Raw genomic sequence first — 24,306 nt, 5'->3', positions numbered from 1 at the left:
TCTGCAATTTAATCCTGACCAGGATCCTGGGATCCCGATCGGGACCGCGGATCATAGCCTAAACTGAGCCAGAGATCTTCTGTTTCTCACAGATTCTTCCCGATTTATCCACAGGAAGATCCGAAACCGGGTAAGTGTAAACGATCCTGGCGCGAGTGCCTCGCGATTTAGCCCGCATATTGGAAAATTTAATGAGCAACGACAATTTATTGCTTAAATGATCTAACGAAGATCCGGGACGATCCTTGCGCTTTGTTGCCGAGCCCGTATAATCCTCGACCCGGCGCGTGATGCTCATCTTCCTGCGTCGTCCGTTGCTCATTTTCCACGCGAAATCGTGCGGAAATACGCGGGAAATAAGGAAAGAGAATTGACTCCGGAGTGTACAATTATTACAATCCGGCCTCTTTAATCACCCACGCTGAGGCGTTAGTCGTTCGAAACTCGTTCGGGTATACGCAAAAGTCAGTGAATTTATTCAAGTTTAGGTAGAAATCGCCATGAAACGCACTTTTCAACCGTCTGTACTGAAGCGCAACCGTTCTCACGGCTTCCGTGCTCGTATGGCTACTAAAAATGGTCGTCAGGTTCTGGCACGTCGTCGTGCTAAAGGCCGCGCTCGTCTGACCGTTTCCAAGTAATAAAGCTAACCCCTGAGTGGTTAAGCTCGCATTTCCCAGGGAGTTACGTTTGTTAACTCCCACTCATTTCACTTTCGTCTTCCAGCAGCCACAACGGGCTGGCACGCCGCAAATCACCATCCTCGGCCGCCAAAATTCGCTGGGGCATCCCCGCATCGGTCTCACAGTCGCCAAGAAAAACGTTAAGCGCGCGCATGAACGCAATCGGATTAAACGTCTGACGCGTGAAAGCTTCCGTTTACGTCAGCACGAACTGCCTTCTATGGATTTCGTGGTGGTGGCTAAAAAGGGGGTTGCCGACCTCGATAACCGTGCTCTCTCGGAAGCGTTGGAAAAATTATGGCGCCGCCACTGTCGCCTGGCTCACGGGTCCTGATAGCCCTCATTCGGGTCTATCAACGCCTGATTAGTCCGCTACTCGGGCCGCACTGCCGTTTCACACCAACATGCTCAAGCTACGGAATTGAGGCATTGCGCAGGTTTGGAGTGATAAAAGGCAGTTGGTTGACGGTGAAACGCGTATTAAAATGCCACCCTTTACACCCCGGTGGAGACGACCCCGTCCCCCCAGGACCTTTTGATACCAGAGAACACTAACGATGGATTCGCAACGCAATCTTCTTATCATCGCTTTGTTGTTCGTGTCTTTCATGATCTGGCAGGCATGGGAGCAGGATAAAAATCCTCAACCCCAGCAGCAGACCACGCAGACTACGACCACCGCAGCGGGTAGCGCCGCCGACCAGGGCGTACCGGCCAGTGGCCAGGGGAAACAGATTACGGTTAAGACCGATGTGCTTGAGCTGACTATCAACACCCGTGGTGGTGATGTTGAGCAGGCGCTGCTGTTGACCTACCCGAAAGAGCTGAAGTCTACCGAACCGTTCCAGTTACTGGAAACCACGCCAGAGTTTATCTATCAGGCGCAGAGCGGCCTGACCGGTCGTGATGGCCCGGATAACCCGGCTAACGGTGCGCGTCCACTGTATAACGTCGAGAGCGACACCTTTGCGCTGGCTGATGGCCAGAACGAACTCGTTATCCCGATGACCTATACCGACGCGGCAGGCAACACGTTCACCAAAACCTTCACCCTGAAACGCGGTGAATATGCGGTAAACGTGGGCTACAGCGTACAGAACACAGGTGCGAAACCGCTGGAACTGTCTACCTTCGGTCAGCTGAAGCAGTCCATCAATCTGCCGTCTCACCGTGACACCGGAAGCAGCAACTTCGCGCTGCACACCTTCCGTGGCGCGGCATACTCCACGCCTGACGCGAAGTATGAGAAATACAAGTTCGACACCATTGCCGATAACGAAAACCTGAACGTCAGTGCTAAAGGCGGTTGGGTGGCAATGCTGCAGCAGTATTTCGCGACTGCATGGGTGCCAAATAACGACGGTACCAATAACTTCTACACCGCGAACCTGGGCAACGGTATTGCAGCCATCGGCTACAAATCTCAGCCAGTTCTGGTTCAGCCGGGTCAAACCGGTAAGCTGGCAAGCACCCTGTGGGTCGGCCCGGAAATCCAGGACAAAATGGCTGCTGTTGCGCCGCACCTGGATCTGACCGTCGATTATGGTTGGTTGTGGTTCATCTCTCAGCCGCTGTTTAAGCTGCTGAAGTTCATCCACAGCTTCCTGGGTAACTGGGGCTTCTCCATCATCGTTATCACCTTTATCGTTCGTGGCATCATGTACCCGCTGACCAAAGCGCAGTACACCTCCATGGCGAAGATGCGTATGCTGCAGCCGAAGATTCAGGCAATGCGTGAGCGTCTGGGCGATGACAAACAGCGTCAGAGCCAGGAAATGATGGCCCTGTATAAAGCAGAGAAAGTGAACCCGCTGGGTGGTTGCTTCCCGCTGCTGATTCAGATGCCAATCTTCCTTGCGCTGTACTACATGCTGATGGGTTCCGTTGAGCTGCGCCATGCGCCGTTCGCCCTGTGGATCCATGACCTGTCTGCACAGGACCCGTACTACATCCTGCCGATCCTGATGGGCGTGACGATGTTCTTCATCCAGAAGATGTCGCCGACCACCGTGACCGACCCGATGCAGCAGAAGATCATGACCTTTATGCCGGTCATCTTCACCGTGTTCTTCCTGTGGTTCCCGTCAGGTCTGGTGCTGTACTATATCGTCAGCAACCTGGTGACCATCATCCAGCAGCAGCTGATTTACCGTGGTCTGGAAAAACGTGGCCTGCATAGCCGCGAAAAGAAAAAGTCCTGATCCGATAAGTTAACGCTAAAATAAGGGCGGTCGATTGACCGCCTTTTTTATTTGTATTGAACGAGAGCAACCATGAGCCATAACGACACTATCGTCGCCCAGGCAACCCCACCGGGACGCGGTGGTGTAGGTATTCTGCGCATCTCCGGCCTGAAGGCGCGCGAGGTGGCTGAAGCGGTGCTGGGTAAACTGCCAAAACCGCGCTACGCGGATTACCTGCCATTTAAAGACAGCGACGGTACGCCGCTGGACCAGGGCATTGCGCTGTGGTTCCCCGGCCCGAACTCCTTTACCGGCGAAGACGTGCTGGAGCTGCAGGGCCACGGCGGCCCGGTGATCCTCGACCTGCTGTTAAAACGTATTCTGATCCTGCCAGGCCTGCGTATTGCGAAGCCGGGCGAGTTCTCCGAGCGTGCTTTTCTGAACGATAAGCTTGACCTGGCCCAGGCCGAGGCGATTGCCGACCTGATCGACGCCAGTTCTGAACAGGCGGCTCGCTCCGCCCTGAACTCGCTTCAGGGGGCATTTTCTGCCCGCGTGAATCACCTGGTGGAAGCACTTACTCACCTTCGGATCTACGTGGAAGCAGCTATCGACTTCCCTGACGAGGAGATCGACTTCCTCTCTGACGGAAAAATCGAAGCCCAGCTCAACCAGGTGATGAGCGACCTCGACGCGGTGCGCGCCGAGGCGCGTCAGGGCAGCCTGCTGCGCGAAGGGATGAAGGTGGTCATTGCCGGGCGCCCGAACGCCGGGAAATCGAGCCTGTTGAACGCCCTGGCGGGCCGTGAAGCGGCTATTGTGACCGACATTGCCGGTACCACCCGCGACGTGCTGCGCGAGCATATCCACATCGACGGGATGCCGCTGCACATTATCGATACCGCCGGTCTGCGCGATGCCAGCGATGAAGTTGAGCGTATCGGTATTGAACGCGCCTGGCAGGAGATCGAGCAGGCTGACCGCGTGCTGTTTATGGTGGACGGCACCACCACCGACGCCGTTGACCCGGCTGAGATCTGGCCAGATTTTATCGCCCGCCTGCCGGCTAAGCTGCCGATCACCGTAGTGCGCAACAAAGCAGACGTGACCGGTGAAACGCCGGGTATCAGCGATGTGAATGGTCACTCGCTCATTCGCCTGTCGGCGCGCACCGGTGAGGGCGTGGACGACCTGCGTAACCATCTCAAGCAGAGCATGGGCTTTGACACCAGCATGGAAGGCGGTTTCCTGGCCCGTCGTCGTCACCTGCAGGCGCTGGAAGAGGCGGCCCGTCATCTCGACCAGGGCAAAGCACAGCTGATCGGCGCCTGGGCGGGTGAACTGCTGGCGGAAGAGCTGCGTCTGGCGCAGCAGAATCTGAGTGAGATCACCGGGGAGTTTACCTCGGACGATCTGCTGGGAAGGATTTTCTCGAGCTTCTGTATTGGCAAATAACATCCGCTAATCAATGGTGATTTCCTCCCAGGAAATCACCATTGTCCAAATGGCAACTCGCTTAATCCCTCTTCTCCCCCTATTCTGCTTGCCTGCATCCATGGGGGGTTTATGGCTCGTTTTCTGTTTTGTAGTTTTGCGCTCGTTCTGCTTTATCCGTCTGGCATTGATATGTATCTGGTGGGATTACCGCACATCGCCCGCGATCTGGGTGCCAGCGAAGCGCAGCTGCATATTGCGTTTTCGGCCTACCTCGCGGGGATGGCGTCGTCGATGGTGTTTGCCGGAAAAATTGCGGATAAGGCAGGTCGTCAGCCTGTCGCGATTACCGGTGCGATTGTGTTCGCCCTGGCATCGATACTGTGTTCCGTCGCCCAGGAAAGCACCCTGTTCCTGACAGGACGTTTTATTCAGGGCATTGGAGCGGGTGGCTGCTATGTGGTGGCCTTTGCGATCCTGCGCGATACCTTAAGCGCCCAGCGTCGCGCGAAGGTGCTCTCCATGCTGAACGGCATAACCTGCATCATCCCGGTGCTGGCTCCCGTCGTAGGCTATCTGATCATGCTGAAACTCCCGTGGCAAAGCCTGTTCTGGACCATGGCAGCCATGGGTGCGCTGGTGTTTGTCCTGTCGATTGCCGTGCTGAAAGAGACCCACCCAGGTTCGCAGAATAGCGGTCATACCGCAAGCATTCACCCGGCCGAGAAACTCATCAACCGCTTTTTCCTCAGTCGCCTGGCCGTCACTACGCTCAGCGTGGCGGTGATCCTGACCTATGTAAACGTTTCACCTGTATTGCTGATGGAGACCATGGGCTTCGATCGCGGAGAATATTCAACGGTGATGGCCTTAACCGCCATGGTCAGTATGGCCGTCTCCTTCTCCACTCCTTTTGCACTCAATATTTTCAGCCAGCGCATGCTGATGCTGACCTCGCAGGTGCTGTTCCTCGCTGCAGGTCTGATCCTGGCGACGGCAAGCTCACACGCGGTGATGCTGGTGGGCATTACCCTCATTTGCGCCGGATTCTCGGTTGGTTTTGGCGTCGCGATGAGTCAGGCGCTCGGCCCATTCTCGCTGCGGGCAGGCGTGGCAAGCTCGGTGCTGGGGATCGCGCAGGTCTGCGGTTCATCGCTGTGGATTTGGCTGGCGGCGGTCATCGGACTTAACGCGCTCAATATGCTGATCGGGATTCTGATTGGCTGTAGCATGGTCTGCATCACTTTACTTTTGGTTATCCAGCCTGCGGCAAACTATGAAGAAGCCCATCAGCAATCTCGATCTTAACCTTTTGCTTTGTCTGCAGCTTTTGCTGCAGGAGCGCAGCGTCACCAAAGCCGCAAAGCGGATGAACGTCACGCCGTCAGCGGTAAGTAAATCACTGGGCAAGCTGCGCGACTGGTTCGACGACCCGCTGTTTGTCAAAACGCCGTTAGGGCTACTGCCCACGCCGCTAACGGTCAGCCTGGAGCAGGACCTGGCGGACTGGATGCAAATCGGCAACCAGATCCTCGACAAATTCCATCATGATTCGCCGGGCGGGCTAACGTTCATGCTGGCTGCAGAAACGCCGTTGATGCTGATCCGCTTTAATGACCTGCTGGAACAGGTGAACCAGCGCTATCCGCAGGCAACGGTGAAGATGCGTCACTGGGATTACGATTCGCTGGACGCCATTACGCGCGGGGAAGTGGATGTGGGCTTCACCGGCCGCGAAACGCACCCGCGCTCGCGGGAACTGCTGAAACTGATGCCGTGGTTTATCGACTACGAAATCCTGTTTAGCGACCGTCCGTGCGTCTATCTGCGCGAGGACCATCCGGCACTTCAGGAAGAGTGGGATCTGGAGACCTTCCTGCGCTACCCCCATATCAGCATCTTCTGGGAACGCAGCGACACCTGGGCGCTTGATGAAGTTCTCAAGGAGATGGGACGTGAGCGCACCATCGCCATGAGCCTGCCGGGCTTCGAACAGGCGATGTTTATGGCGGCTCAGCCCGGTCATAACTATATCGCCACCGCTCCGCACTACTGCCATCACTATAATCACCTCCACCAGCGGAAACTGATCGCGCTTCCCATTCCCATTGACGAAGCGCAGGCTGAAAAGCTGACCGTTCCCTTCACGCTGATCTGGCATAAACGGAACAGCCATAATCCGAAAATCCTCTGGCTACGGGAGACCATCAAGGCCTTATACGGTGCCAACAGTCCGATTTTTGCCTAAGAAAATGTAAAGTTCGGTCCTAAGGCTTCTCTTACGCCCATTTACTGATTAAAACAGGAGGCAAGTTGAGCGATAATCATGTAACCGTTTAACCGAATACGACCATTATCAAGGAGCGAAAAATGGCAACGCACTTTGCAAGAGGGATACTCACAGAAGGACGTCTCGTATCGGCCAGAATCTCCTCCGCCTGTCACAGTGAGGCGCTCAAACTCCCCGAACACCGCAGAACGCGTTTTTTAGCGTCCAGAGCGCTGCTCGCAGAACTGATGTTCATGCTGTATGGCACCAGCGAACTGCCTGAGATCATCACCCAACCCGAAGGCCGCCCGGTCTTTGCCGACCCGGATCTCCCCCGTTTTTCTATTGCCTACACGGGGAATATCATTGGTGTAGCGCTAACCACCGAGGGGGATTGCGGGCTGGATATGGAGCTTCAGCGTGCAACGCGAGGATTCCACGGTGCAAGCCCGCACGATGACTACCCGCTCTCAAGTAATGAAAAACTCTGGGTGCGCAACCAAACCGATCCCGTCGAGGCCAGAGCTCAGCTCATCACCCTGCGCCAGAGCATCCGCAAGCTCTGCGGTTGTGCCTCAGATGACGCCCGTCAGTTGCAGCTGTTGCCAGGCTCCGGACGCCTGCGTGCCGCTCAGGCAACGCTTGTAGAAGCGCTCAGCGATGCAGAAGATGTGTTGATATGGTCCGTTGCCGTCAGCCCCGCCATCGAACGGCTAAAGGTTTGGGCATTTGACAGTAAAGAGGGATGGCGTACTCTTCCGGATGTGCCCGAGCGGGCCAACGAACCCGCCGCACGTCTGATGCGATTAACCAGTTTACCGGCAGAAAAAGCATACATCCTTAGCTGATCCATTCAGGGTCATCATGATGAAACAGGAGTAATCATGTCTGATACGTTGAAAGTTGTTACGTTACTGGGAAGCCTGCGCAAAGGTTCATTTAACGGGATGGTTGCCCGCACGCTGCCAAAGCTGGCACCGGCAGGTATGGAGATTAGCGCCCTGCCGTCTATTGGTGACATCCCGCTGTATGATGCAGATGTCCAGCAGGAAGAAGGGTTCCCGCAGAGCGTTGAGGCGCTGGCAGATCAGATCCGCCAGGCCGACGGCGTGGTCATTGTCACCCCGGAGTATAACTACTCGGTTCCGGGTGGCCTGAAGAATGCCATCGACTGGCTGTCCCGTTTACCTGAGCAGCCGCTGGCGGGTAAACCGGTACTCATCCAGACCAGTTCTATGGGTGCCATTGGTGGCGCACGCTGCCAGTACCACCTGCGCCAGATCCTGGTATTCCTGGATGCGATGGTGATGAACAAGCCGGAGTTTATGGGTGGCGTGATTCAGAACAAGGTCGACCCGCAGACGGGTGACGTGGTGGACCAGAGCACGCGTGACCATCTGTCTGGTCAGCTGACGGCGTTTGGGGATTATATTAAGCGAGTCAAAGCCTGATAAAAAAGCCCGGTGGCGCTAGCGCTTACCGGGCCTACACTCTTCAGTAGGTCAGGTAAGCGAAGCGCCACCTGACACCACAAACCGCACCTTAGTGCGCATCGATAAACACAATCTTCAGCACAAACAGCAGCGCAACAACAATCACGCACGGGCTGAGATCGCGGAAGCGGCCGGTACCGATCTTCATCACGCAGTACGAGATAAAGCCCAGCGCGATACCTTCGGTGATCGAGAAGCTGAATGGCATCATCACGGCGGTAATAAACGCCGGCACCGCTTCGGTTAAATCATCCCACTTCACGCGTGACAGGCTGGAGGTCATCAGCACCCCCACGTAAATCAGCGCGCCAGCTGCCGCATACGGAGGAACCATACCCGCCAGCGGAGAGAGGAAGATCACCAGCAGGAACAAAATACCCACCACCACTGCCGTCAGGCCGGTACGACCGCCCACGGACACGCCGGAAGAGGATTCAATGTAAGCGGTAACAGACGAGGTGCCGATGAAAGAGCCCGCGACGGAAGAGATGCTATCCACAAACAGCGCCTGCTTCATGCGTGGGAATTTCCCTTTCTCATCCGCCAGACCTGCTTTATCCGTCACGCCAATCAGCGTACCGGATGAGTCAAACAGGTTGACCAGCATGAAGGAGAAAATCACACCCGCCAGGCCCAGGTTCAGGGAACCCGCCAGGTCAACGTGACCAATCACGGTTGAAACGCTCGGTGGCGCAGAGACGATACCGTTATAGTGAACGTCACCCAGCATCCAGCCCAGTAAGGTCGTGACCACGATGGACACCAGCACCGCCGCATGAATATTGCGGGAGGCCAGGATCGCAATGATGAAGAAGCCCAGCACGCCCAGCAGCACGTTATGCGAGGTCAGATGACCAATGCTCACCAGCGTTTCCGGGTTCGCGACGATCACACCGGCGTTTTTCAGCCCCATCATACCGATGAACAGACCAATACCGCTGGTAATACCCACGCGCAGGCTCACCGGAATGTTCGCGATCATCCAGTAACGTACGCGGAAAATGGTCAGCAGCAGCAGACCAATAGCGCCCCAGAAAATTGCGCCCATGCCTACCTGCCACGGCAGCCCCATCGCCTGAACCACCACGAACGCGAAGAAGGCATTCAGACCCATAGCGGGAGCCAGCGCAACCGGCAGGTTAGCGAACACGCCCATCAGGATGCTGCCAAGCGCCGCAATCAGACAGGTAGTCACAAAGACGGCGCTGGTATCCATGCCAGCAACGCCCAGAATTTGAGGGTTCACAAAAACGATGTAGACCATCGTCAGGAAGGTGGTGAAACCGGCGATCACTTCGGTGCGTGCCGTTGTGCCGTGCTCGCGCAGTTTAAACACGCGCTCAAGCAGACCCTGACCAGATGTCTGGGTAGTGTGTTGTTGACTCATCATCAATTTCCGAACAAGGAGGGAAAATTCGTCGCTATCCTATACCAAAATGCGACAATAGTGGCAGTTACGTGATACTTTTTTCATTGATTTTGCTTATACGGCAACGATTGCGTCCCGGCGAACTGCCGTACGAAAACGTTAAACTTGTTAAAAGAGAAAGGCATGTCCGGAATTGAAGCGGTATTTTTTGACTGCGACGGTACGCTGGTCGACAGTGAGGTCATTTGTTCCCGCGCGTATGTCACCATGTTCCAGGAATTTGGCATTACGCTGGAGCTCGAAGAGGTGTTTAAGCGCTTTAAGGGCGTGAAGCTCTACGAGATTATCGACATCATTAACGAAGAACACGGTGTCTTTCTGGCAAAAGCGGATTTGGAGCCGGTGTATCGCGCCGAGGTTGCACGCCTGTTCGACTCAGAGCTGGAAGTCATATCAGGCGCAAACGCGTTGCTGGATGCGATGACGGTGCCGATCTGCGTGGTCTCTAACGGTCCGGTCAGCAAAATGCAGCACTCGCTCGGCAAGCTTGAAATGTTGCACCATTTCCCGGAAAAACTGTTCAGCGGCTACGATATCCAGCGCTGGAAGCCCGACCCGGCGCTGATGTTCCATGCGGCGAAAGCGATGAACGTCAACGTCGAGAACTGCATTCTGGTGGATGACTCGTCTGCGGGTGCGCAGTCCGGCATTGATGCAGGGATGGAGGTGTTTTACTTCTGTGCCGATCCGCACAACAAGCCGATCGTTCATCCAAACGTGACGACCTTTACCGATCTGGCGCAGTTGCCGGAGCTGTGGAAAGCGCGCGGGTGGGATATTACGCGTTAAGCTAAGGCAGGGCGGGTAAGCGCTAGCGCCACCCGCCACAAAAATCACTCTTTCGGGTCTTTACCCGCCAGCAACTTGTCCAGCTCGTCGCCGCCGACGTGACGGAAGTCCTGACCCTTCACGAAGTAGAAAATGTATTCGCAAATGTTCTGGCAGCGGTCGCCGATACGCTCGATGGAGCGCGCGCAGAACAGGGCGGTCAGCACGCTTGGGATGGTACGGGAGTCTTCCATCATGTAGGTCATCAGCTGACGCACGATGCCTTCATACTCCTGGTCGACCTTCTTGTCTTCCCGGTAGATACGCACCGCTTCGTCCAGATCCATACGCGCAAAAGCATCCAGCACGTCGTGCAGCATCTGCACGGTGTGCCGACCCAGTGACTCCAGGCTCACCAGCAGCGGCTGGTGCTGCTGAGAGAATTTCTCCAGCGCGGTGCGGCAGATTTTGTCGGCCACGTCACCAATACGCTCCAGCTCGGCGATGGTTTTGATGATGGCCATCACCAGACGCAGATCGCTCGCCGTCGGCTGACGTTTCGCGATAATGCGCACGCACGCTTCGTCGATGGCGACTTCCATCATGTTGACGTTCTTGTCGCCTTCAATGACGCGCTTCGCCAGCTCGCTGTCCTGGTTGTGCATCGCCGTAATCGCATCGGAAAGCTGCTGTTCAACCATGCCACCCATGGTCATCACCTGCGTGCGAATACTCTCCAGCTCTGCGTTGAACTGGCCGGAAATGTGTTTGTTAAGATTGAGGTTGTCCATGATTCACTCCAAATCAACCGTAGCGGCCAGTAATGTAATCTTCGGTTTGTTTCTTCGCAGGTCTGGTGAACAGCGCGTCCGTATCGCTGAACTCGATCAGCTCGCCCAGGTACATAAACGCGGTGTGATCGGAGCAACGCGCAGCCTGCTGCATGTTGTGGGTCACGATAACCACGGTGTAATCCTGCTTCAGCTCGGTGATCAGCTCTTCAATACGGCCAGTTGAGATCGGGTCCAGCGCTGAACACGGCTCATCAAGCAGCAACACTTCCGGGCGAATAGCAATACCGCGCGCAATGCACAGACGCTGCTGCTGACCACCGGACAGAGAGTACCCGCTCTGGTGAAGTTTATCTTTGGTTTCGTTCCATAATGCGGCCTTGGTCAACGCCCACTGCACGCGCTCGTCCATATCGGCACGGGAAAGCTTTTCAAACAGACGAACGCCAAAGGCGATGTTGTCATAAATGGACATCGGGAACGGCGTCGGTTTCTGGAACACCATCCCCACTTTGGCGCGCAGCAGGGCGATATCCTGCGCCTGGGTCAGAATGTTTTCACCGTCCAGGATGATTTCACCTTCAGCACGCTGCTCCGGATAGAGCGAATACATTTTGTTAAAGGTACGCAGCAGCGTGGATTTACCACAGCCAGACGGACCGATAAATGCCGTGACCTGGTTCTTCGCGATATCCAGGTTGATGTTCTTCAGGGCATGGAATTTGCCGTAGTAGAAGTTCAAATCACGAACCTGAATCTTACCCGGGGCAGTATCAACCATACTCATTGACTCTTTTCCTCATTCGGCGCCGCGAGCTGCCGCGCCGTAAAAAATTAACCGTGTTTCTTCTTCGCGAAAATGACGCGCGCCAGAATGTTCAGCAACAGTACGCAAAGGGTGATGATCAGCACCCCGGCCCAGGCCAGCTGCTGCCATTCCGCGAATGGGCTCATCGCAAATTTAAAGATCGTCACCGGCAGGTTGGCGATCGGCTGCATCATGTCCGTGCTCCAGAACTGGTTGGAGAGGGCAGTAAACAGCAGCGGAGCCGTTTCACCGGCAATACGGGCGATAGCCAGCAGAATCCCGGTCATGATCCCGGAGACCGACGCTTTCAGCGTAATCGCAGAGATCATTTTCCACTTCGGCGTACCCAGCGCATAAGCCGCTTCACGCAGGCTGTCCGGCACCAGTTTCAGCATGTTCTCGGTGGTACGAATCACAATAGGCACCTGCAGCAGCGCCAGCGCAATCACACCCGCCCAGCCGGAGAAGTGTTCCATTTGCGCAACCACGATGGTGTAAACAAACAGACCCACGACAATCGACGGAGCAGAAAGCAGGATGTCGTTAATGAAGCGAATCACCTCAGCCAGCCAGGATTTACGCCCGTACTCTGCCAGGTAGATACCCGCCATAATGCCCAGCGGCGTACCGAACACGGTCGCCCACAGGATCAGTAATCCACTCCCCGCCAGGGCGTTCGCCAGACCACCACCCGCCGTGTTTGGCGGCGGCGTCATTTCGGTGAACAGCGCCAGCGACATGCCATCAATACCACGGGTGATGGTGGACATCAGGATCCAGATCAGCCAGAACAGGCCGAACGCCATCGTCGCCATGGAAAGCGTCAGCGCAATGCGGTTTTTAAAACGACGCTTTGCCTGCATTTTGCGGCGGGATTCCGCCAGCTGAGCGGTGCTTTGCATTTCGAGAGTCGCCATCAGCGTGCCCCCTCATTTTTCGCGAGACGCAGGATCATCAGCTTGGAAATCGCCAGAACAATGAAGGTGATAACGAACAGAATCAGACCCAGTTCCATCAGCGCCGCGACGTGCAGCCCGGATTCCGCTTCGGCAAACTCGTTCGCCAGTGCTGAGGTAATACTGTTACCCGGCATATACAGAGAGACGCTGTCGAGCTGGTAGGTGTTACCGATGATAAAGGTGACCGCCATGGTTTCACCCAACGCACGACCTAATCCCAGCATGACGCCGCCGATCACCCCATTTTTGGTGAACGGAAGGACAATGCGCCAGATGACTTCCCAGGTGGTGCAGCCGATGCCGTAGGCCGACTCTTTCATCATCACCGGGGTTTGTTCAAAGACATCGCGCATAACCGCCGCAATGTACGGAATAATCATGATGGCGAGGATCACCCCTGCCGCAAGAATACCAATACCGAATGCCGGGCCAGAGAAGAGGGCGCCCACAAACGGAATGGCAGAAAGAACATTTCCCACCGGCTCCTGGAAGTATGTGGCAAACAGCGGCGCAAAGATAAACAGGCCCCACATGCCGTACACAATGCTTGGAATGGCCGCCAGCAGTTCAATGGCGATGCCCAGCGGACGACGCAGCCAGCCTGGCGCCAGTTCCGTCAGGAACAGGGCAATACCGAAGCTTACTGGAACCGCAATCAGCAGAGCGATGAACGAGGTCACCAGCGTGCCGTAAATGGGCACCAGCGCACCGTAAACGTCGTTCGGCGCATCCCACTCTTTGGTCCACAGGAAGGAGAAACCGAATTTCTGAATGCTCGGCCAGGAGGAGAAAATCAGAGACACGATAATGCCGCCCAGCAGCAATAGCACAATCAGCGCAGCCAGTTTGACCAGCGCGCTGAAAATCATGTCACCTTTTTTACCCGGAGGGTTAAATGCAGGCTTGGTTGCAGCCATAAATCACTCTTCTGTTAAACGCGTTTACGAAATCGGCGGGTAAGCGCAAGCGCCACCCGCCATTTTCGTCAGAATGCTAAATTAATACAATGCTTTACCGCTGCTGTCTTTCACGTTGGTTTTCCATGCAGCACGAATCTGCTCAACCACGCTGTCTGGCAGGCTGGCGTAGTCCAGGTCGTTAGCCTGTTTAGCGCCGTTTTTGTATGCCCAGTCGAAGAACTTCAGCACTTCAGCGCCCTGCTCAGGTTTCTTCTGCTCTTTGTGAACCAGAATGAAGGTGGTGGAGGTGATTGGCCACGCACCTTCGCCTTTCTGGTTCGTCAGATCCTGCGCGAAGGATTTGCTCCAGTCAGCGCCTTTTGCAGCGTTAGCAAAGTTCTCTTCGGTCGGGCTTACTGGTTTGCCATCAGCAGACACCAGTTTGGTGTAGGACAGGTTGTTCTGCTTCGCGTACGCGTATTCTACGTAGCCAATTGAGCCAGGCAGACGCTGTACGAACGCAGCGATACCGTCGTTACCTTTACCGCCCAGACCAGTTGGCCAGTTAACGGTAGAGCCGGAACCGACTTTCGATTTCCACTCTTCGTTCACTTTTGCCAGGTAGCTGGTGAAGACGAAGGAGGTACCAGAACCATCCGCGCGGCGAACCACGGCGATGTTCTGAGCAGGCAGCTTCAGGCCTGGGTTGAGCTTAGCGATCGCTTCGTCATCCCATTTTTTGATTTTACCCAGGTAGATGTCGCCCAGGGTTTTGCCATCCAGCACCAGCTCACCAGACTTCACGCCCGGCAGGTTGATAGCCAGAACCACACCACCGATCACGGTCGGGAACTGGAACAGGCCTTCCTGATTCAGTTTATCGTCAGACAACGGCGCGTCTGATGCACCGAAATCAACGGTGTTAGCGGTAATTTGTTTTACGCCACCGGAGGAGCCGATACCCTGATAGTTAACCTTATTACCGGTTTCTTTCTGGTAGGTATCCGCCCATTTGGCATACACCGGCGCAGGGAAGGTTGCACCAGCGCCAGTCAGGCTTGCTTCTGCAAATACAGAGAACGCGCTCAGAGATAAGGTCGCGGCGACAACAGTTGCGACAGTGGTACGCATAACTTTCATAATGTCTCCTGCAAGGATTTCGTAAATCATTGTTTAAGTGGCTACGATGAGCAAAATAGGACAAACAGGTGACAGATAAATGTACGAAATATGACAGTTTTATGACAAACACAAAGGGAGGTGTAACCACATGAAAAATATAGCACTTAATTCATCAGGCATTCATTTTTTTGTCATTTTTATTTTAAAGATCGCCGTTTTGTCCGTGAAATATGACAACGGCTGTCATAAACAGCCGTTAATGGATTAGTGTCCGATTTCAATCGTCAGGGTAGCCGTACCGTTGAACGGACCTGGCGCGGGCCTGGACCCGGTTGCGCTAGCCGGAGCGCTTGAAAACGTGAGTGTCCCCAGCGTCTCGCCTTCCAGAGTCACGGGCATTTTCGTCGTTTCCGCCTCAAGTTCACCGCCGTTCACATTAATTTCCCTGTTATGTTTATCGTAAATCTTAATACCCACGTCAGGATTATCGGTGGCTACCATCGTACTGTCGGCTGTCGCGGCAGAGGCGTGGAAGGATGCCCCCAGCGTGTCGGTAAACATCATATTTGAACATTTGATATTGACCTGCCGGGTAATCTTGCGGGAAGACACCGCCTGGCCCCGGTTAGCTGAGAATTCCGATGCCAGAATAGACTTGAAATCAATCATTATCGCCTGGCCTTCATCTATCTCGCAGGTTTGCGGTACCGTGACCGATCCCTGCACAATCACATCCGAGATGATTTCGCTCGAGACGGTACGGGGATCGATAGTGGCATAGATATTTGCCATGACCATCGACGGTATGGTGATCGTGCCGGTAAATTGTTTTTTGACATACAGATAAATAAAGCCCGACCCGCCGCTGTAAAACGTGGTTTGCGAACTGACGCCATTATGACACCGGTACGTTCCCCCAATGTCATTTGGCAGGTGATCGAAGGGAACGGTGGTGTAGCCAACGCCAAGAATGTAGATTTGCAAACCGATATCAAGATACTTATTGAGATAATAATAGGAGATATTGTTTCTGCTAGTGGTGGGCTGCAGGGCTGGATTAACCACGCTGGTGATGTAAGCATGATCGTAACTTTCATTTTTCCCCGTCTGGCAGTAGCACGTTCCCTTAAACGAAGTCGTAGAGTTATTCATATCGATCATATGCTGCATGCCAACCAGGTTATCAAGCGTCGTTAATTGTTCCGCGACAGTGAAATAGTTATGGTATTTGCCATTGTCTGGTACGCAGTAGCCGGTAGGCGCCGCCTGTAAAAAAAAAGCGGCAAAAAAGAGAGTAAAAAGCCAGAATTGGGGTTTCATTCTTATCCTTTATCGACAAATGACAGGCAGTTGCACCAGCCCGGAATCAGGTTTCTGATGGATGTGATAATCAGCCAGACAGGCCTTGCCGCTGCTGAGCGTCAGCGAAAATTGCCCCGATTCGGGCATCCCGGCGAGATAGAGTTCACCTTTGTCACCGACAATTCCCGTTGCGCTTCCCACATCAAGCGCAGCGGTACCCACTGCACCAAACGGTGCAGGCTTGCCGTTCGCCAGTGAAACGCTAAACAGCACCCGATAGCCGATGTGCGTAACAAACTCGGCTTTCACCACCGCGCCACGCGTAGGCACCAGGTTTTGCACGCTGCGTTCCAGCTCAACGTTGCCTGAAACAAAATCCTTATTCTGAAGCGCAATACGGTTCTCATCGTAGGGTGAAAGCTGCGTCTTCACGGTGTAGCCGCGCCAGTCGGTGGCAACGCCGCTGGCGTTATCTACCGATAACCCTGCCGCACCAGGCGCTTTGATCAGCGCCACCGTTTCGCCCATCTCCTGCGAGAAGGTGATGCCTTCGTCGTGGATCAACACGCCGCCGCTGACGCCGTAGTTCAGGCTCTGGCTTTCGTCGCTCCAGGCATAATTCGTCTTTAGCGAGCCGTAGGACGCATCCCAGACCAGTCCCGCATTTCCCGCCGAGGTGCCGCGGTTTTCATACACGGACTGCTGTATGTTCCAGCTCAGATTGTTATCGTCGAGCAGATTGCCGTTCAACCCAATCTGGTGGGAAGGTGTGCCATGGTTGCTGTGGGCGTAGTTGTAGTTGACGTAGCTGTTGGGTAACCAGGCCGAAAGCGGCAGAGACAGCGACAGCATAACGAGATGCTCGCTTTCATCTTCTTGTTGCCACTCTCCCATGCTGTCAGACACCGTATCGGTATAGTTCCACGACAGGTTCCACACGACCTGCTTCCAGCTGTTGCTGTAGCCTATCTGTATCAGGCGCTGCACATCGTCCGTACGCCAGAATTGCTCCCGGCTCAGCGTAAGATAGACATTACCGTACCCCTCGGAAAACGGTTGGGTCCAGGTGCCTTCTACCCGGCTGCGGCGGTTGCCCGTATGCCAGAAGTTCTCGCTATCGCCCGTGCGCGATGCCCATTCGCCCAGGGTGTAAAACCCTTCCGTTGAATAGCGATAACCTACAATACGCAGGCTGGTATTGCTGACGTCGAACGTTTTTGAGTACAGAAAACGCCAGGATTGCCCCTGCTCGTCATCGTCCGTAAAGTGCGATTGGGCATGGGTGATATCCATCGAAATAGCGCCGATATTGCCGAGATCTTTACCAATGCCGGCGGCAAACGCGCGGTAATCGTCTGCCAGCTGCGTGCCACCATACAGCGTCATTCCCCACGCCATTCCGTGCAATACCTGTGCCTGCATCACCTCTGGCATAAACCGATCGTTATCACGACGCTCACCAATGCTGATGTCCACATCCGTTTGCCCCTCCCGACGCAAAATTGCCAGAGATGCGTAAGGCTGAACAAAATGCTGCTCGCTGCCGTCTTCCTCTTTGATGGTGACGTCCAGATCTCCGCCGCTTGAGGTGGTGTTGAGATCGGTCAACGCAAACGGCCCCTGCGGCACGGCCGACTGATAAATCATGTAGCCGTTCTGGCGGATGGTGACCACGGCGTTGGTTTTCGCCACGCCGCGCACCACCGGCGCAAAACCGTTCTGGCTATCGGGGAGCATGTCGCTGTCGGTGTACAGACGCACGCCGCGCACCTGTGAACTGTCGAAGAGATCGCTCGCGGTCCACGTATCACCCGCCATGGCCTGGCTGCGCAGGCTGGCAATATCATGCTGTAAGTACGTGCTCAGCGAACGAACGTTACCGCGGCTGTTGACCGCATTTAAGGCGCTATAGTTACGCAGACGCCATCCGCCAATGTTCAGCCCGCTGCGTAAATTCAGGTAGTAAAGATCGTCACTGTCATAGTCTGACTTCAGCGTCTGGGTCGTGGAGAAATCGTAGTTCAGCATCAAAGCGTCAATACCCTGATCCCAGCGCGAGGGCGAAATGGCGTCACGCGCCGTGGCGTCCAGATAGACCTGAGGGATCGACGCCTTCAGCGCAAGCTTTTCGCTGTCCAGCGTCCATTTCGCGCCAGGCAGCACCGGCACCGGTTCACAACCTTCAGCATTCACCGTATCCAGCGCTTTAATCGCGTTCACTTTCAGGCCAAACATCGCCAGCGTGTTTTTTACATCCACAAAACAAGGCGCCAACGCACTCTCCGGATCGTGGCGGAAAAAACGCACCGCCCTGCGCGCAATGAATCGATCGTTCACATAGATATCAACCTGATATTCTCCTTCAGGCAGGTTATCCGGGCGATTGAACTGGCTGATATCGACCTCAATGGGCCGATCAAGCTCCAGCAGACGCACGTTAAAGAGTGGTCGTGTGGCACTGACGAGAAGCGGATAGCTTCCTCCCAGCCACAGCAGGGATAAAATCAAAGAGTGAAAACGTTTCAATACAAGCAACCCCGCCGCGGTTAAAGAGGTTGCTGAATAGCGTCGCTAATCGCGCCGTAATCATTAATACTGTGCCAGGTGAGCATTTTGCTCACGCCAGCAGGCAGCGCCAGCCGACGTGTCTCAAACGGCATTATCATCGCCAGGTCGAGCGGCTTGCCATCAATAGCCACGTCGATCACATTGACGTGAATGGGCGTCGGGTTGGTGACCACCAGCATGCTGCCCTGCCGTTGCCATTTCACTTTCAGAGCGGCTGTTTCAGGCGTTTCCTTAACACCCGCCGGACGCCAGAAGAGTTTAATGCGCGTTTTGATGGCAATTTCCAGCTTGCTGCTTTCTTCAGTTGTCGACGGGGGAATATTTTTAATATTCAGCCAAAACACGGACTCCCTGTCAGACGGTAATTCGCCCTGAGTTTTAATGATACGCAGGACACGCTCCTGGCCGGGCTCCAGCCGGGAGACGGGAGGAATAACCGTAAAGGGCGGCTGGTGCTTATCCGCATTGTTAAAAGGCTCAACCCATGCCTGAAGAAGGTAAGGCAGTGCCGTATCTTTATTTAAGACAGAGAGGGTGGTATCTGCTTTATTTCCAGGGAAGATAACGCGGGTGCCACCAATAACAATCCCGGCACTTGACGTCCCGGTAGCGAATGAGAAAAGAAGAGCAACAAATAAAATTATAAAACGCCTGCGCATATTATATCCTGTAACAGGCCTGGATAATTTCCGATAAAAGGGCGCAACAAACCCAACCTCACCAGGCCTGATTATTTTTTTACAGAAAGAGATTGAAGGAATTAATTACTGTATGTAATCGTAAATTCCGAATCCGCATTGGCAGTGCCCGCCGTTACGGTTGCAGACGTGGCGATATAGCGAGCCATAAATGGCAACGACGCCTTGCCGGATGAAATAGTGGCAGGCGTAGACTGATTGTAAAGCTTAAGCAGACTGTTATCGGCGCGGTTATAAATTGCAATCGCAACGCCACTCGCCCCGCCAGAAGACAGCTTCAGGTACCCGTCACCGTCTTCGGTGCCGTCAAAACGGGCGCTGGCTTTTTTGTAGGTATCCGGGCAGTTCAGCAGATCGATCTGGAATGCCTGAACCGACGCCATTGACCCCACGCCGGTAAACGTTGATTTATTCACTTTGCCTAAATCAACGGTCTGGTCTTTAGTACCGGTAGACACCTCACAGGTACTATCGATAATTTCGCCCGTGAAATGGACAGTACCATTGCCATTGGCCGCATGTGTCTGCGCACCGAAAAATAAAGAGGAAAGCACAACAATGCTCTTTAACGTATTTCCTTTCATTACAACACCATCCTGAATTATACATTGCAAAATACTATTTCCCTGATAAATACTTCAGGGCATACAAGCGAAGAGCATTAAACTCTTTAAAATAAAAAATAACAAGAAGAAATATTATTCTATTATTCTCGCCTGCCGAATATGGAATAGTTCAGGATGAAATGAGGTCTTAATATAATATTATATTTAAAAAAACAGGATTAATTCTACCAGGATTTATATATCTCTATTATTCCAGAATTATATTTTCAGAGTAAATTTATATTTACCGATCAAAAAATAGCCCCACAATCATAGATTTATGGGGCTATTTCACTTCAATTTATAAAATTATTCAACCGTGACCGATTTCGCCAGGTTACGCGGCTGGTCAACGTCAGTGCCTTTGATCAGCGCCACGTGATAAGCCAACAACTGCAGCGGAACAGTGTAGAAGATCGGTGCAATCACCTCTTCGACATGCGGCATTTCGATGATGTGCATATTGTCGCTGCTGGCAAAACCGGCATCTTTATCAGCGAAGACGTACAGGACACCGCCGCGGGCGCGCACTTCTTCGATGTTGGATTTCAGTTTTTCCAGCAGTTCGTTGTTTGGTGCCACAACGATGACCGGCATATCCGCATCAATCAGCGCCAGAGGGCCGTGTTTCAGCTCGCCTGCCGCATAAGCTTCAGCGTGAATGTAGGAGATCTCTTTCAGCTTCAGCGCGCCTTCCAGCGCGATCGGATACTGATCGCCACGGCCCAGGAACAGGGCGTGATGTTTGTCAGAGAAATCCTCCGCCAGCGCTTCAATGCGTTTGTCCTGAGACAGCATCTGCTCAATACGGCTCGGCAGCGCCTGCAGCCCGTGAACGATGTCGTGCTCAACGGAAGCATCTTCACCTTTCAGGCGCGCCAGCTTCGCCACCAGCATCAGCAGAACCGTCAACTGAGTGGTAAACGCTTTAGTAGAGGCGACGCCAATTTCGGTGCCCGCTTTGGTCATCAGCGCCAGATCGGACTCGCGCACCAGTGAAGAACCTGGAACGTTACAGATGGCCAGAGAGCCCAGGTAACCCAGCTCTTTAGAAAGACGCAGCGCTGCCAGGGTATCTGCCGTTTCACCGGACTGAGACAAGGTGATCATCAGGCTGTTGCGACGCACAGCGGATTTGCGATAGCGGAATTCAGACGCGATTTCCACGTCGCACGGCACACCCGCCAGGGATTCAAACCAGTAGCGAGAGACCATACCGGAGTTGTAGGAGGTGCCACAGGCGACGATCTGAATATGCTCAACCTTGCCGAGCAGTTCATTGGCATTGGCACCCAGTTCGCTCAGATCCACCTCGCCGTGGCTAATGCGCCCGGTTAGGGTGTTTTTGATCGCGTTTGGCTGCTCGTAAATCTCTTTCTGCATGTAATGACGGTACGCACCTTTATCGCCCGCATCGTACTGCAGATTCGATTCGATCTCCTGACGCTTAACCTGCTCGCCTTTGGTATCGAAGACGGTCACGCTGCGGCGAGTCACTTCCGCGATATCTCCCTCTTCCAGGAAGATAAAGCGGCGGGTCACCGGCAGAAGTGCCAGCTGATCGGAGGCGATGAAGTTTTCCCCCATCCCCAGACCGATAACCATTGGGCTACCGGAACGCGCGGCCAGCAGCGTGGACGGGTCGCGGGAATCCATGATTACCGTACCGTACGCACCGCGCAGCTGAGGAATAGCGCGCAGTACCGCTTCACGGAGCGTGCCGCCCTGTGCCAGCTCCCAGTGCACCAGGTGAGCAATCACTTCGGTGTCGGTTTCAGAGACAAAGGTATAACCGCGCGCTTTCAGTTCTTCGCGCAGGGGTTCGTGGTTTTCGATAATGCCGTTATGGACGACCACGATGTGTTCAGACACATGCGGGTGGGCGTTACCTTCGGATGGTTCACCGTGCGTCGCCCAGCGGGTGTGCGCAATACCCGTCCCACCGTGCAGCGGATGTTCTTCCGCAGCCTGGGCCAGCATCTGCACTTTACCCAGACGGCGCAGACGGGTCATATGACCTTCTGCATCTACGACAGCCAGACCGGCAGAGTCGTAACCACGGTATTCCAGACGACGTAAACCTTCGAGAAGGATTTCAGCAATATCACGCTGCGCAACTGCGCCAACAATTCCACACATATTTTAGATTCCGAATTTAGGCATGATGCCTGCGTTGTCGCTGACCTGTATTTGCCCTTTCCGGGCACCCCGAGCCTTGTAGAGAGTGGGGTTATAGTTATGGGTACTGCTTGTGGGGGGAGATATATATTTATCTCCTCACCCGGGTTTGCCTGATGACGGCTACGCCTTATCAGGCCAACTCAATCGTAGGGCGGGTAAGCGTAGCGCCACCCGCCTTGTTGTTACTTCTTCTTCACCGGGCGTTTCCAGCCCTGCTTGTGCACCTGCGGCACGCGGCTTAACACTAACTCGTTATCCGCCACGTCACGCGTCACGGTCGTCCCGGCGGCAATGGTCACGCCGTTACCTACGGTGACAGGCGCCACCAGCTGCGTGTCAGAACCCACAAACACGTCGTCGCCGATAATGGTTTTGAACTTGTTGGCACCGTCATAGTTACAGGTAATGGTTCCTGCACCAATATTCACGTTGTCGCCAATTTCTGCGTCACCCAGATAGGTCAGATGACCGGCTTTCGAGCCTTTCCCCAGACGCGCTTTTTTCATTTCCACGAAGTTGCCTACGTGAGCGCCTTCCAGCAGCTCAGCACCTGGACGCAGACGCGCAAACGGACCGATAGTACACGCCGCGTCCAGATGAGAATCTTCAACCACGCTGTACGGGCTAATTTCGCAGTCGTCACCGATGACGCTGTTTTTGATCACACAGCCGGCGCCAATTTTGACGCGGTTGCCAAGCTGAACGTTGCCTTCAAGGATAACGTTAGTATCAATCTCAACATCTCGCCCGTGCGACAAGGTCCCCCGCAGATCGAAACGCGCTGGATCGCGCAGCATTACGCCGGCCAGCAGCAGCTTTTCGGCCTGCTCAGACTGATAAATGCGCTCGAGACGAGAAAGCTGCAGACGGTTATTCACGCCGTCCGTTTCACTGATGCGCGCCGGATGAACGGCGGCAATTTCACGCCCTTCGTGGTACGCCATCGCAATGATATCGGTGATGTAGTACTCACCCTGCGCGTTGTTGTTATTGAGCTTCGACAGCCAGCGCTTCATATCTGCGCCATTGGCAATCAGGATACCGGTGTTGATCTCCTGAATCTGACGCTGTTCATCGCTGGCGTCTTTGTGTTCAACGATACCCGTTACGTGGCCGTTCTCACGCGTGATACGGCCATAGCCTGTTGGGTCGTCCAGCACGACGGTTAATAAACCGATGCCGCCCTGCGGTTTGGCTGCACGCAGGCGAGTCAGCGTCTCGACGGAGATCAGCGGGACGTCTCCGTAGAGCATCAGGATGTCTTCGTCATCGGCAAAGAAAGGGGCGGCCTGCTGCATGGCATGGCCAGTACCCAGTTGTTCAGCCTGGAGCACCCAGTTGAGCGCGTCATCGTTCAGCGCCTTTTTAAGCAGATCGCCACCGTGTCCATAAACCAGATGGACCTGACGGGCCCCCAGTTCATTCGCTGCATCAATGACATGCTGCACCATTGGCTTTCCTGCCAGACGGTGAAGCACTTTAGGCAGATCGGAATACATGCGGGTACCTTTGCCAGCGGCAAGGATCACCACGCTCATCGCACTGTTTGACATACGCATCCTGACGGTAATTTAAGTGAGAAGTAAAAACGTTTGATGCTTAAAATTCTACATCTTTTTCATCATGAATTAAGGCACAAAAAAAAAGCCAGCCTGGTATACAGACTGGCTTTTGAGCTTTTCAAGCCGGTGTTACATCGCTTTTTTGGTCAACTCGATAACGCGCAGTTTCGCGATCGCTTTGGCCAGCTCCGCAGACGCCTGAGCGTAATCCACGTCACCATGAGAGCTGCTAATGTGCTCTTCAGCCTTACGCTTCGATTCCAGGGCTCGTGCTTCGTCGAGATCCTGGCCACGAATAGCGGTATCGGCCAGAACGGTCACACTGCCTGGCTGCACTTCAAGAATGCCGCCGGACAGATAGATAAACTCTTCATGACCGAACTGTTTAACGATGCGGATCATACCAGGCTTAATGGCGGTGAGCAGCGGTGCGTGGCCCGGGAAAATACCCAGTTCACCTTCACTACCCGTTACCTGGATTTTCTCGACCAGACCAGAGAACATTTGTTGCTCTGCGCTGACGACATCCAGGTGGTAAGTCATTGCCATATC

At 54.3% G+C, this 24,306-nt stretch carries 23 protein-coding genes and 1 pseudogene; 11 read left to right on the top strand and 13 right to left on the bottom strand.

Going from position 1 to position 24,306, the window contains the following annotated elements:
- Nucleotides 1-221: 221 nt before the first annotated feature.
- From L3068_RS25485 to L3068_RS23255, 10 genes and pseudogenes are all read left to right on the top strand, one after another.
- Nucleotides 222-272 (top strand): annotated as a pseudogene (locus L3068_RS25485) (hypothetical protein); the annotation flags it as partial.
- A gap of 228 nt (nucleotides 273-500) precedes the next feature.
- Nucleotides 501-641 (top strand): 50S ribosomal protein L34, encoded by a 141-nt coding sequence (gene rpmH, locus L3068_RS23295; protein ID WP_000831330.1) that lies wholly within the window; start codon nucleotides 501-503, stop codon nucleotides 639-641.
- Nucleotides 642-657: 16 nt separating this feature from the next.
- Complete coding sequence (rnpA, locus tag L3068_RS23290) at nucleotides 658-1,017, top strand: ribonuclease P protein component (protein ID WP_014072458.1); 360 nt, start codon at nucleotides 658-660, stop codon at nucleotides 1,015-1,017.
- Nucleotides 981-1,238, top strand: a complete 258-nt coding sequence (gene yidD, locus L3068_RS23285; RefSeq protein WP_001307474.1) for a membrane protein insertion efficiency factor YidD — start codon at nucleotides 981-983, stop codon at nucleotides 1,236-1,238. The genes rnpA and yidD overlap by 37 nt, the downstream gene beginning before the upstream one ends.
- Nucleotides 1,239-1,240: 2 nt before the next feature.
- Nucleotides 1,241-2,884: a membrane protein insertase YidC gene (gene yidC, locus L3068_RS23280; protein ID WP_014881901.1), complete on the top strand. Its 1,644-nt coding sequence runs from the start codon at nucleotides 1,241-1,243 to the stop codon at nucleotides 2,882-2,884.
- A 72-nt stretch (nucleotides 2,885-2,956) separates the two neighbouring features.
- Nucleotides 2,957-4,321 carry a tRNA uridine-5-carboxymethylaminomethyl(34) synthesis GTPase MnmE gene (mnmE, locus tag L3068_RS23275; protein WP_117582116.1) on the top strand — a complete coding sequence of 455 codons (1,365 nt, stop codon included), beginning with the start codon at nucleotides 2,957-2,959 and terminating at the stop codon, nucleotides 4,319-4,321.
- A gap of 111 nt (nucleotides 4,322-4,432) precedes the next feature.
- Nucleotides 4,433-5,608: an MFS transporter gene (locus L3068_RS23270; RefSeq protein ID WP_032635228.1), complete on the top strand. Its 1,176-nt coding sequence runs from the start codon at nucleotides 4,433-4,435 to the stop codon at nucleotides 5,606-5,608.
- On the top strand, nucleotides 5,577-6,548 hold the full coding sequence (gene yidZ, locus L3068_RS23265; RefSeq protein ID WP_032635227.1) for an HTH-type transcriptional regulator YidZ: 972 nt from the start codon (nucleotides 5,577-5,579) through the stop codon (nucleotides 6,546-6,548). The genes L3068_RS23270 and yidZ overlap by 32 nt, the downstream gene beginning before the upstream one ends.
- Nucleotides 6,549-6,670: 122 nt before the next feature.
- The gene (locus L3068_RS23260) at nucleotides 6,671-7,417 is read left to right on the top strand and encodes a 4'-phosphopantetheinyl transferase family protein (RefSeq protein WP_014881897.1); all 747 of its coding nucleotides are present in this window, start codon (nucleotides 6,671-6,673) and stop codon (nucleotides 7,415-7,417) included.
- 36 nt (nucleotides 7,418-7,453) lie between these two features.
- Nucleotides 7,454-8,020 (top strand): NADPH-dependent FMN reductase, encoded by a 567-nt coding sequence (locus L3068_RS23255; protein WP_117582118.1) that lies wholly within the window; start codon nucleotides 7,454-7,456, stop codon nucleotides 8,018-8,020.
- Nucleotides 8,021-8,111: 91 nt separating this feature from the next.
- Here L3068_RS23255 and adeP read toward each other — a convergent pair whose 3' ends face one another.
- On the bottom strand, nucleotides 8,112-9,449 hold the full coding sequence (adeP, locus tag L3068_RS23250) for an adenine permease AdeP (protein WP_137675653.1): 1,338 nt from the start codon (nucleotides 9,447-9,449) through the stop codon (nucleotides 8,112-8,114).
- Nucleotides 9,450-9,614: 165 nt separating this feature from the next.
- On the opposite strand from adeP, the gene yieH reads away from it, so the two are divergent.
- Nucleotides 9,615-10,280: a 6-phosphogluconate phosphatase gene (gene yieH, locus L3068_RS23245; protein ID WP_023331663.1), complete on the top strand. Its 666-nt coding sequence runs from the start codon at nucleotides 9,615-9,617 to the stop codon at nucleotides 10,278-10,280.
- A gap of 44 nt (nucleotides 10,281-10,324) precedes the next feature.
- Here yieH and phoU read toward each other — a convergent pair whose 3' ends face one another.
- The 12 genes from phoU to L3068_RS23185 all read right to left on the bottom strand — a co-directional run bounded on the left by phoU (nucleotide 10,325) and on the right by L3068_RS23185 (nucleotide 24,303).
- On the bottom strand, nucleotides 10,325-11,050 hold the full coding sequence (gene phoU, locus L3068_RS23240; RefSeq protein ID WP_008500182.1) for a phosphate signaling complex protein PhoU: 726 nt from the start codon (nucleotides 11,048-11,050) through the stop codon (nucleotides 10,325-10,327).
- Between the two features lie 13 nt (nucleotides 11,051-11,063).
- The gene (gene pstB, locus L3068_RS23235; RefSeq protein WP_010426574.1) at nucleotides 11,064-11,837 is read right to left on the bottom strand and encodes a phosphate ABC transporter ATP-binding protein PstB; all 774 of its coding nucleotides are present in this window, start codon (nucleotides 11,835-11,837) and stop codon (nucleotides 11,064-11,066) included.
- Nucleotides 11,838-11,884: 47 nt separating this feature from the next.
- Nucleotides 11,885-12,775: a phosphate ABC transporter permease PstA gene (gene pstA, locus L3068_RS23230; protein WP_014881893.1), complete on the bottom strand. Its 891-nt coding sequence runs from the start codon at nucleotides 12,773-12,775 to the stop codon at nucleotides 11,885-11,887.
- On the bottom strand, nucleotides 12,775-13,734 hold the full coding sequence (gene pstC, locus L3068_RS23225; RefSeq protein ID WP_014881892.1) for a phosphate ABC transporter permease PstC: 960 nt from the start codon (nucleotides 13,732-13,734) through the stop codon (nucleotides 12,775-12,777). The genes pstA and pstC overlap by 1 nt, the downstream gene beginning before the upstream one ends.
- 81 nt (nucleotides 13,735-13,815) lie before the next feature.
- Complete coding sequence (pstS, locus tag L3068_RS23220; RefSeq protein ID WP_014881891.1) at nucleotides 13,816-14,856, bottom strand: phosphate ABC transporter substrate-binding protein PstS; 1,041 nt, start codon at nucleotides 14,854-14,856, stop codon at nucleotides 13,816-13,818.
- A gap of 246 nt (nucleotides 14,857-15,102) precedes the next feature.
- On the bottom strand, nucleotides 15,103-16,158 hold the full coding sequence (locus L3068_RS23215) for a fimbrial protein (protein ID WP_063862039.1): 1,056 nt from the start codon (nucleotides 16,156-16,158) through the stop codon (nucleotides 15,103-15,105).
- A 9-nt stretch (nucleotides 16,159-16,167) separates the two neighbouring features.
- A complete protein-coding gene (locus L3068_RS23210) occupies nucleotides 16,168-18,645 on the bottom strand; it encodes a fimbria/pilus outer membrane usher protein (protein ID WP_370991755.1) in 2,478 nt (825 codons plus the stop codon).
- A 41-nt stretch (nucleotides 18,646-18,686) separates the two neighbouring features.
- Complete coding sequence (locus L3068_RS23205; RefSeq protein ID WP_117582122.1) at nucleotides 18,687-19,367, bottom strand: fimbrial chaperone; 681 nt, start codon at nucleotides 19,365-19,367, stop codon at nucleotides 18,687-18,689.
- A gap of 101 nt (nucleotides 19,368-19,468) precedes the next feature.
- The gene (locus L3068_RS23200; RefSeq protein ID WP_014881887.1) at nucleotides 19,469-19,990 is read right to left on the bottom strand and encodes a fimbrial protein; all 522 of its coding nucleotides are present in this window, start codon (nucleotides 19,988-19,990) and stop codon (nucleotides 19,469-19,471) included.
- Between the two features lie 330 nt (nucleotides 19,991-20,320).
- Nucleotides 20,321-22,150, bottom strand: coding sequence for a glutamine--fructose-6-phosphate transaminase (isomerizing) (gene glmS, locus L3068_RS23195; protein WP_014881886.1), 1,830 nt, complete (start codon nucleotides 22,148-22,150; stop codon nucleotides 20,321-20,323).
- A gap of 224 nt (nucleotides 22,151-22,374) precedes the next feature.
- Nucleotides 22,375-23,745, bottom strand: a complete 1,371-nt coding sequence (glmU, locus tag L3068_RS23190) for a bifunctional UDP-N-acetylglucosamine diphosphorylase/glucosamine-1-phosphate N-acetyltransferase GlmU (protein ID WP_236904771.1) — start codon at nucleotides 23,743-23,745, stop codon at nucleotides 22,375-22,377.
- A gap of 138 nt (nucleotides 23,746-23,883) precedes the next feature.
- On the bottom strand, nucleotides 23,884-24,303 hold the full coding sequence (locus L3068_RS23185; protein WP_006177560.1) for a F0F1 ATP synthase subunit epsilon: 420 nt from the start codon (nucleotides 24,301-24,303) through the stop codon (nucleotides 23,884-23,886).
- Nucleotides 24,304-24,306 lie beyond the last annotated feature (3 nt).

Origin of the sequence: Enterobacter cloacae complex sp. ECL414 (genome assembly GCF_021869685.1) — a bacterium.
Lineage (GTDB): Bacteria > Pseudomonadota > Gammaproteobacteria > Enterobacterales > Enterobacteriaceae > Enterobacter > Enterobacter kobei.
The sequence above is the reverse complement of the archived record's forward strand: the minus strand, read 5'-3'. Positions and strand labels throughout refer to the sequence as shown.